We start from the raw sequence: 1,423 nt of genomic DNA, 5'->3' as shown, positions 1-1,423 counted from the left end.
AAGACCTTGAAGCATGCCCGCTTCGTTTTCCATGCCCTTGTCGATCATGATCTGGATACGAGACTTAGCTAACTCTAGAGAGCTGATTAGTGTTTCGTCAGTAGAGATACAGATAGAAGCTTTCGCTTTCATTTCTGCAGTCCAGTCAGTGAAGGTGAACGCTTGGTCAGCCAGTAGAGTACCGATTTGTACTTCGATTACGCGGCCCTGGAAAACGTTTTCGCCAAACTTGTTAAGCATTTGAGCTTGAGTGGCGTGTACGATGTCACGGAAGTCCATGTGAGACTTCATGTTGCCTTTAAAGGTAACTTTTACAGACTCAGGGATTGGCATTGCACATTCGCCAGTAGCAAGTGCGATTGCAACCGTACCAGAGTCAGCACCAAACGCTACGCCCTTAGACATACGAGTGTGAGAGTCACCACCAATGATGATTGCACGGTCATCAACTGTGATGTCGTTCAATACTTTGTGAATTACGTCAGTCATTGAGTGGTAAACGCCTTTCGGATCACGTGCAGTGATTACGCCGAATGCGTTCATGAATGCCATTAGCTTAGGCGTGTTAGCCTTCGCTTTGTTGTCCCATACAGAAGCTGTGTGACAACCCGATTGGAAAGCACCATCAACACTTGGAGAAATAGTCGAAGCAGCCATTGCTTCTAGTTCCTGGCAAGTCATAGGGCCAGTTGTATCCTGAGAACCTACGATGTTCACTTTAACGCGAACGTCAGAACCTGTGTGTAGAGGTGTTGCAGACTTAACACCTACAGCATTACGGTTGAAGATTTTTTCAACAGCTGTCAGGCCTTGGCCTTCGTTAGAGATTTCTTTAGACGCTGCGTAAACTTCAGGAGCATCAACACCTAGTGTTTCAGCTGCGAAAGTTTGGATTTTCTTACCGAAGGTTACCGCGTAAGAACCGCCAGCTTTCATGAATTCAACTTTCTGAGGCGTGAAAGCGTCAGATACGTCAGATAATTCTTCGCTACCGTTGTAAAGCTTCTTAGCTTTCGTATCGATAGTTAGAACAGTGCCTGTTGCAACAGAATATGCTTCTTCTAGTACCGGGTCGCCATTTTCGTCTTTAACAACATCTCCATTTGCATCAGTTTTCTTAACCCAGTTTTTAAGGTCAAGACCAATGCCGCCAGTTACACCAACAGTTGTTAGGAAGATCGGTGCGATACCGTTAGTACCAGCAACAACAGGACGGTTGTTGATAAACGGGATGTATGGAGAAGTCTTTTCACCTGCCCAAAGTGCAACGTTGTTAACACCAGACATACGTGAAGAACCAACACCCATAGTGCCTTTCTCAGCGATTAGCATCACTTTAGCGTTAGGGTGCTTTTTACCTAGTTCAACGATTTCTTGCTGAGCTTCAGGTGTGATCATGCACTGGCCGTGCAATTCACGGTCT

1 protein-coding gene is annotated in these 1,423 nt (G+C 45.7%); it reads right to left on the bottom strand.

The genetic code is table 11. The annotated features are described in order from the left end of the window. Positions 1-1,423, bottom strand: a 1,423-nt coding sequence (locus tag A3763_RS01050; protein WP_255376594.1) for an aconitase family protein, incomplete at both ends; no start/stop codon positions are given.

It is taken from the genome of Oleiphilus sp. HI0128 (genome assembly GCF_001635365.1).
This window is presented reverse-complemented; position numbering and strand designations above follow the sequence as displayed.